We start from the raw sequence: 7,900 nt of genomic DNA, 5'->3' as shown, positions 1-7,900 counted from the left end.
ATCGACAATCCGTTCGGCACGAGATTGTCACCCATGTCTTAGGTACGCTCTGTCACCCATGTCTCCGGGCCGTACAAGTTAGGAACTGGTGCCCCCGGCAGGAATCGAACCCGCGACCTTCGGTTTACAAATTTTGTGCCAGCACACCCCAAGAGGTATCAGACGGCAACAGTTTTCGAGCTAAACCAATTGATTTTGCTATGTTTTTGCGGAATTGAGCATCGGTTTGTCTAACAGTCCATAACGTGCAATAACATACCCCAGTTTACCCCGGACGTTACCCCGAAAGCTGGAAAGACAAACCGATGCTCAATTCCGTACCCGGCCAACATCGCAAAGCCGCCGCATTCATCAAGGCGTTGAACGCGACGACAACGCGGCGAGAAATCCCCGACGACGTGCAATCCGGCTTGTACCTAGTCCAGCAACCTAGCGGCGCTTTGTCGTGGGCAGTGCGGACCGCCATTGCCGGCAAAGCCTCTAAAGTGACCATCGGCCGCTATGACGAAATCGGCAGCGACGACGACCGCATTGGGACGGTCATTTCGGCGACCATGGCATTGAACGTCACGCAAGCCCGCGCCGTTGCCGAGCGCGTGATTGTAGACGCCAAGCGCGGCAACGATCCCCGGCAACAGAAGATCGACAAGACCGGCCTTGATGGCTGGTTTGACGATTTCATCAAGACCGCCCGCGCGTCCGGCTTCAAGGGCAGGGCGGTCAAGGCATCGACCGCAGAGGAATACGAACGCATCATCGCGACCAACATCAAACCTCATTGGAAGCACGTCACCGACATCCGCACGATCGATTACCGCGACGTTGAAAAGCTTCTGGCGAAGCTCACACCGGGCGCACGTCGCAACGCCTTTGCGGTGCTGTCTGCATTCTTCCGTTGGAAGCCTGTAGCGCGAGCCATGGGCCGAAACATCATTGAGCTTGCCGAAGCGCCGGCCAAGCCGAACAGCCGCGACCGCGTTCTAGCGACCGACGAAATCAAGATCGTTTGGAACGCTTCGGAAAAGTGCGGCTATCCGTTCGGGCCGATGGCGCAACTGCTCTTGTTGACCGGGCAGCGCCGCGACGAGATTGCCGAACTGAAATGGCGCGAGCTTTCCGACGATCTGGACGCGATCACGCTTGAAGCTTCCCGCACCAAGAATTCCCGTCCCCATGTCGTGCCGCTCTCACCGTTGGCGCAATCAATCATCAAGGCGCTGCCACGGATCACAGACGCAAACGGCAAGCCGTCTGATTACGTGTTCACCACAACCGCGACGACCCCCTACAGCGGCTTTAGCAACGGCAAGCTTGCACTGGATAAGCATTGCGGCGAACCGGGGTTGCCAGAATGGCATCTGCACGATTTGCGCCGCACGTGCGCAACGGAACTCGCAAAGCTTGGAATCAAGCAGGAAGTGACCGAAGCAATTCTAAATCACAAAACCGGCAAAGTGAGCGGCGTTGCTGCAATCTATAATCGCTACGACTATGAAGTGGAAAAGCGCGATGCTTTGGAGAAGTGGGCAATTCGCATCGCAGCGATTACCGCAAACAATGTAACGATGCTTCCAAAGCGTGCATAACCTAAAAATCTGTTAGGGTATGCTGTTGACTGTGAGCATGAGATTGGCTCACAGTCGGCGCGCTTAGAACCGGGGTTGGAGCACAGGGCTCCCGGTTCTGAAATGGTCATTGAGCATAGGGCTCCCATTTCGCCAAGGTTGGTTTTCGAGCACAGGGCTCCCAACGGCACATTCGGCTGAGGTAGCCGACCAATCGAGATTTGAGGCGTTCCCATGAACCCGAACCCGATCGATACACTTATGCCCGCGCCTGCCGTGCGCGCCATCCTAGGCGGTATCAGCGACATGACCCTTCATCGCTGGCTGAATGGCAATCGCGACCGCAAGACCGGCAATTATACGCCGCCCGTAGCCGATTTCCCAAAGCCTGCCCGCGTCATCAACAATCGCCGCTATTGGTCGCGGCTCGAAATCGAGCGCTTTGCAGCCGGCCGGCGCGTCGATGCAGCCTAATTTTTCCCCGACAAACTACCCTGATTGAGAAAACGACCCGCTGCGTCACGACAAGTATTTGATATCACGAAATTATTTTGAGCAGAGCAGCGGTTGTTTAGTTTGAAGCGCAAGAAAAAGCCCGGCGCTGGTGGCACCGGGCAATACCAGTGTTCAAGACGATTGCGGAAAGATTAGTTTCCAATGACAGACATATTATCATCTGGCGCACCGGTCAACCCGGTCGCGCAAGACTATTATCAAGCTTGCGCGCATATCGCAGCGTTGACCGGGCAACAAGATGGAAGCAACGTTGTTTGTGATATTCGTTTTATCCACGACGCCGAGAAAGCGCGACCAGCGATCCCCATGCGTGGAACGCTGCAACAACTTTGGACGATCATCCTAAACTATCAAACACAAGGCTTTGGCGTTTTCATCAATTGCAACGAAATGGACGGCACCGGATTGACACTCGCCAACGTCCAATCGATCCGCGCTCACGTTATCGACCTCGACAACCTTAGCGCCGCGCAAAACTACGAACGGGCAGCGCAATTCAATCCCTCACCATCATTCGCCGTGCAGTCATCGCCGGGACGATTCCATGTGTATTGGAGCGTTCAACCCTACGTCGGCAACGAACGCGCCACATCGATTAATCGTCGGCTGCGCCAGTTATTCGACGGCGACAAAGCCGTTGTCGATCCCTCACGCGTGCTGCGGCTTGCCGGGACGCTACACCGTAAGAACCCGTCGTTGCCTCACCTAGTCACCTGTTGGGCGCTTGGCGGCCTTGGGAAGCGCCACGATCCGGCAATGCTCGATATCGCCCTGGCATCAGTCAACGTGATCGACGGCGGGCAGGGCGGACGGCATGAGCTAGGCGAGCCATCGCTTGCCGCTCCGTCGCTCGCGCATGTGCGCCGCGCCTTGGATTTACTCGATCCCAATGATTTAGATCGTAGCGCATGGATATCGACGTTGGCCGCTGCAAAGCAGGCTGCATGGTCGCACGGAACGCCGGACGAGATCGACGCCATGTTGTTAGCGTTCTGCGCTCGATACAAGGACGACAATCCGGGCGATGATCGCAAGCAAATCGCCAGCATCCGAAACAGCGAAGTTGGTTGGCCGTCGCTTGTTCGGCGCGTCCCGGCATTGCTGGCCGAGACGCAATTCGGCGGCGCCTCCTACCCATTGCCGGCCGGCGCATCCGCAACGCCGCTACAACCGCCCGCACGACCGCAACAGCAGCAGCTTGACGGCTATGTTGAGATCATTTCGACCGCTTCCGGCGACAGCGGAAAGAACACGCTTATGGAAACCGTCAAGGTCTTGCACGGCAACTTGCCAGTCGCATTTGACGAATTCACGCAAACGGTGGTGGCAATGCATCCGCTGCCATGGGACAAGCATGCAAGCTATCCCCGCCAGTGGACGGAGCTAGACACCATCCATTGTCAGCTTTCCCTACAGGCGCTTTTCGTGAAGCCGGGCAAGGATACTGTCCACGATGCCGTGGCGATCATCGCCAACAAACATAAACACCACCAAGTTCGCGACTATTTCAACGGACTGCAATGGGACGGCGTTCAACGTTTGCCGCAACTCGCATCGCGATATTTCGGGACACCGGACACGCCTTATGCTGGCATCGTCTTGAACAAATTCATGGTTGGTGCGGTCGCTCGCATCATGCATCCCGGCTGCAAAATGGGCAACGTTGTGATCCTTGAAGGCAAGCAGGGGATAGGCAAATCAAGAGCAATCGCCGCGATTGCCGGACTGGATTGGTTCACGGATGAATTGCCCGACTTGCACACTAAGGATGCCGCAATTCAGCTTGCGGGAAAGTGGATCGTTGAGGTTTCCGAACTTTCAGCGCTCAAACGATCGGACGTTGAAACGATCAAAAAATTCATGGACCGATCAACCGACCGCTACCGCGCGCCATATGAACGGGCCGCAGGCGATCATCTTCGGCAATGCGTGTTCGTTGCGACCACGAACGACGAACATTACCTAAAGGACCAGACCGGCAACCGTCGTTTCTGGCCGTTGTCATGCGGCACTATCGACGTTGAAGCGATCAAGCGCGATCGTGACCAGTTGTGGGCCGAAGCGCTCTCACGGTATCACAACGGCGAAAAATGGTGGCTAGAAGGCGATGAAGCGGACCTAGCCGAAATCGAGCAAGAGGAACGTCGTGAAGTCGATCCATGGGAAGAACGCATAGCGGCGCACGTCACTACCTTGAACGGACTGCCTACAACCTTTGCGCAAATATGCTTCGTTCTAAGCATTCCCTTTGATCGGTTAAACGGCAGCGTGAACAAGCGAATTGCGCAATGTCTGGTGCGGGCCGGATATGTTCGAAAACAGGTGCGCAACGGCGAGCATCGCACTTGGCAATATGTGCGGGAATAGCCGTTAATTTCCGGGCTGACGGTCGCAAACCATGCCTTTTGGACCATTCACGCAACGCCAATTGGGGTCGGGAAGATGAGCGCCCGTTTGGTATCCATGCCACAACGCCAAGGCCGCAGCCCCCAACACCACGGCAACAGCCAATAAGGCACCCGAAAAATCTCGTCGTTTCAGGTTTAACCAAGTCATTCTACGATCCATAGTTGCCGCCAATTTACTGTTGGGACGGGTTTGTCACCACTGTCACCGTTTGGAGCCGGTGACCTCCCTATATTACCCCATTTGCCATATAGGGGTATCTATGCGTCTCTATTACTCTTAAGAAATTCTACTGGTGACAGTGGTGACAGCGATGACAGGCCAGCAAATGAGCCGGTTTTCTGTCACCAGTAGAAACCGGCTCAATGGTGACGGTGGTGACGAGCGCTAAATTGCTGCAAATAACCCTACGCGCTACCCGTCGCCGATTTCCCACGTTTGCGGTCCACATAGCGCGTTGAATTCGTTGCGATAAATCGCCGAATTGGCCGATCTAGCATCGTTTAATAGAACCGCTGCTCTGTCGGGACGGTTGGTCGCTGCGGTCAATGCGATGGTCATCGTTGGATTATAACGCAAGTAATTTTTCGGTGAAACTTGCTATTCCAGTAGTTTAATTCGCGTTTGTGGATATCGCTGTAAAGAAACAACTTAGTTCTCATAAATCTTAAGTTGACGTCATGAAGTGTATAGTGCAAGCTCTGTGACATACATGATTGGAGATATGGACATGAAGATAAATAAGATCGCAACGCCACCGCGCGGCGTTCTCCTGCAAAATCCATCGGGAACTAGCGCCTTTATACCATCAGGCGGGAAGCATGAGACTAGGCTTGTTGAAATCGGTGATTTTCTACAGGCATTCGTTGAAAAGACGGACGCTAAGTTCACCCCAGAACATCAACAGCCGGAAAACAAGCAGGGCGTTGACATGCTTCATAGTCGGATGCGTGGTTTGTTGCGCGATCTCAACGATAAACAACGTGATCTCAACAAGCGCAATGCAACGTTCACCGCACCGGCCGCTTTGACCGACGCGCCATGGGAAAGCGAATGGCGCGAGCACCTTAGTTCTCTACCGCTTGCCGATAGAACCGCCGTCGTCGCTACCGGTCTTTCCTTTGCTCAATCCAGCGCCTTGCTTCGGCACAGTGACCTAGATCGGCTCGGGTTGGACGACCGTACAGCGGCGACGGTGCGTGAAAACCATCGCATTAACGCCGTTGTCGAATTGCTCGGTCTACGCGCCAATCACGCATCGCCTAGCACGCTCGATAACCCGCTGCCCGGCACGGTTGACGAAGCCGCCGCATTTGCCGAAGGCAAGGCAGCTATTACCGCACTGGACGGCGAACAGGAAACGTTGCGCAACGAAGCTGCCGCCCTGGCTGGTATTGTCAGCATTGCAGCGGAAGTTTCGGGGCAGGACTCCCGGACACTTTGGACGGAGATTGCCGCGTGATCCCGGCCGGCCCGACATTGCCAGCCGTGGTCTATCTCCCCGCCACGGCCGAAATCGACAATCAGGCGCTAGGCGAGGCATTGGGCGGTAAGTCGCGCGCCGTCCTATCGCTTTGGCGGTCACGATACGGATTGCCGAGACCATCACAGCGGCGACACGGCGGCGGTAGCTGCACATTCACCCGGACTGCCGACGTTGCCGCGTTCCTCAACGAACGCGGTTGCCGGATATTTTGGATTTAGCATGACCGCCGATGCCGTAGAAAGCCGTAGATCAACCGTCGATAGAGTGCCCGGTGGTCAATTCGCGTTGGGCAATCCCGGCCGAAAGCCGGGATCGAAAAACAAGATCAGCAACGAAGTTCTGCAATCCCTTTGCGACATGCGCGCCGATGCCGTCCAGAAGCTTAGGGAACTGATCATGGCCGGTGATTTCAAGGCGATCAGTTATGTTCTGGACAAGATATTGCCGCGTGATCGCAGCGTTGAGCTTGACGATACGTCGCCAGCGGCCATTGCAACCGCATTGGCCGAAGGTCATTTGACGCCGGACGAAGCGCGCTCCGTCGCGGCTACGCTCAATTCGCTTCAAGGCATGACCGAACTTGCCGATATCCGCGCCAAGCTGGACGAATTGGAAAAGCTGCTCAATGGCGTTGCGCGATGAACGGCAACGGCTGGAAGCGCTCAAACTTGCCGTGCAACGCAAAATTGGCCCGCTCGGCAAACTGGACGCTGAGCAGCGTGAATGGTTTGCAGCTTGGCGCGAAGATCAACCGCCCTTCGATTACGCGGCGATGATCAACAACGCGGGCGAGGTTGGCGATGGGCTTCGAAGCGATATCCGGCGCGTTCTGCACGGCGAAGTACCGACAATTCTTGTGAGCGACACCGAGGCACAAGTCAACGATAAATGGCAAAGGTTCATGGGGAGATGACAACAACAGTAATATCCGTTCCGTCATGCACCTACGTTGCCGACGAAATCGCATTGGACATTATGGGATGGACGAAGCAACAGCTTAACTATCATCGCAATTACGTCGGTTTTCCTCGGGCGATCCGATTGAGCGATATGCTGGTCTTGCGTTGCCAAGATATAGCCCGTTGGTGCCAGTCGAGACAAATGCAAGTTGTCCGATATGACCTCGACGGCAGAACGTGGACCAACCAGCGACCGCGTTACTTTCTTAGCTAACCAACAAGGAACGACCACCATCATGGAAGCAGCATCAATTCACTATCTGGACGATGCGACGATGACCATTGAGATCAAGGGCGGTCGGATCGTTCATCTATCGAATTTTGACGGCAAGTCATTGCCTTTTCCGAAGTCGTGCAAACTCGCATTGGTGTTTGATCCGCTTGGTGAGATCGAGCCGGCCGAAACGATCACGATCGACAAGGGTATCCCGCAATGACCGCGCGGCTAATCTACGTCGAGAGCCACAAACTCTATGTCATGCTGCTCGACAGCAAGATTTTCCAAATCCAGAAGACGACCGATCCGCATATCAATCCACATGCAACTTGTGTTGACCGCTTCGACGCTACGCTAGGACCGACCCACATAGTTGACCGCGAACCATATCCCGGCTCGCAATCCGCACTCGCGTTGGACGCTGCCGACATCACGACGTTTGCCGCATGGTTGGGTAGTCAAATGCCGAACGCATCGACCAACGCATTTGGCAAGGCGATGTTTGGCTACTTTCCCGGCTCGATGCAGTTTCGTGACGTGCTGATAGCATCCGGCCGAGCCGCCGCCGTGCCCGGCATGAAGCGGCCGAACGGCGAGGAACTTTACTTTATGGACCGCGCCAGAGCGTCCGACCCGACAGGCTTTGCAGAGCTAGCCGCCGCATACGCAACGGGAGCAGCAAATATCCAAATAGGCGCTCGGACGGTCAGCCAGCGTTGAAATGACAATAAATTCAAGATCAACGATGCTA

8 protein-coding genes and 1 tRNA gene are annotated in these 7,900 nt (G+C 55.3%); 8 read left to right on the top strand and 1 reads right to left on the bottom strand.

Annotated elements, in window-relative coordinates:
- Positions 1 to 86 precede the first annotated feature (86 nt).
- Positions 87 to 145, bottom strand: a tRNA-OTHER gene (locus tag FJ958_RS31695).
- A gap of 160 nt (positions 146 to 305) precedes the next feature.
- On the opposite strand from FJ958_RS31695, the gene FJ958_RS26040 reads away from it, so the two are divergent.
- The 8 genes from FJ958_RS26040 to FJ958_RS26005 all read left to right on the top strand — a co-directional run bounded on the left by FJ958_RS26040 (position 306) and on the right by FJ958_RS26005 (position 7,869).
- Positions 306 to 1,586, top strand: coding sequence for a site-specific integrase (locus tag FJ958_RS26040; protein WP_140747120.1), 1,281 nt, complete (start codon positions 306 to 308; stop codon positions 1,584 to 1,586).
- A 213-nt stretch (positions 1,587 to 1,799) separates the two neighbouring features.
- Entirely contained in the window at positions 1,800 to 2,039 is a 240-nt protein-coding gene (locus FJ958_RS26035) for a hypothetical protein (protein ID WP_140747117.1), read from the top strand.
- A gap of 183 nt (positions 2,040 to 2,222) precedes the next feature.
- Positions 2,223 to 4,448 (top strand): VapE domain-containing protein, encoded by a 2,226-nt coding sequence (locus tag FJ958_RS26030; protein ID WP_140747114.1) that lies wholly within the window; start codon positions 2,223 to 2,225, stop codon positions 4,446 to 4,448.
- Between the two features lie 769 nt (positions 4,449 to 5,217).
- On the top strand, positions 5,218 to 5,949 hold the full coding sequence (locus tag FJ958_RS26025; RefSeq protein WP_140747111.1) for a hypothetical protein: 732 nt from the start codon (positions 5,218 to 5,220) through the stop codon (positions 5,947 to 5,949).
- 243 nt (positions 5,950 to 6,192) lie between these two features.
- Positions 6,193 to 6,615, top strand: a complete 423-nt coding sequence (locus tag FJ958_RS26020) for a hypothetical protein (RefSeq protein WP_140747108.1) — start codon at positions 6,193 to 6,195, stop codon at positions 6,613 to 6,615.
- The gene (locus FJ958_RS26015) at positions 6,599 to 6,886 is read left to right on the top strand and encodes a hypothetical protein (RefSeq protein WP_140747105.1); all 288 of its coding nucleotides are present in this window, start codon (positions 6,599 to 6,601) and stop codon (positions 6,884 to 6,886) included. Before FJ958_RS26020 ends, FJ958_RS26015 begins: the two co-directional genes overlap by 17 nt.
- A 195-nt stretch (positions 6,887 to 7,081) precedes the next feature.
- Entirely contained in the window at positions 7,082 to 7,369 is a 288-nt protein-coding gene (locus FJ958_RS26010) for a hypothetical protein (protein ID WP_140747102.1), read from the top strand.
- Positions 7,366 to 7,869, top strand: coding sequence for a hypothetical protein (locus tag FJ958_RS26005; RefSeq protein WP_140747099.1), 504 nt, complete (start codon positions 7,366 to 7,368; stop codon positions 7,867 to 7,869). The genes FJ958_RS26010 and FJ958_RS26005 overlap by 4 nt, the downstream gene beginning before the upstream one ends.
- Positions 7,870 to 7,900: the final 31 nt, after the last annotated feature.

Source organism: Mesorhizobium sp. B2-3-5, from assembly GCF_006442395.1.
GTDB lineage: Bacteria > Pseudomonadota > Alphaproteobacteria > Rhizobiales > Rhizobiaceae > Mesorhizobium.
This window is presented reverse-complemented; position numbering and strand designations above follow the sequence as displayed.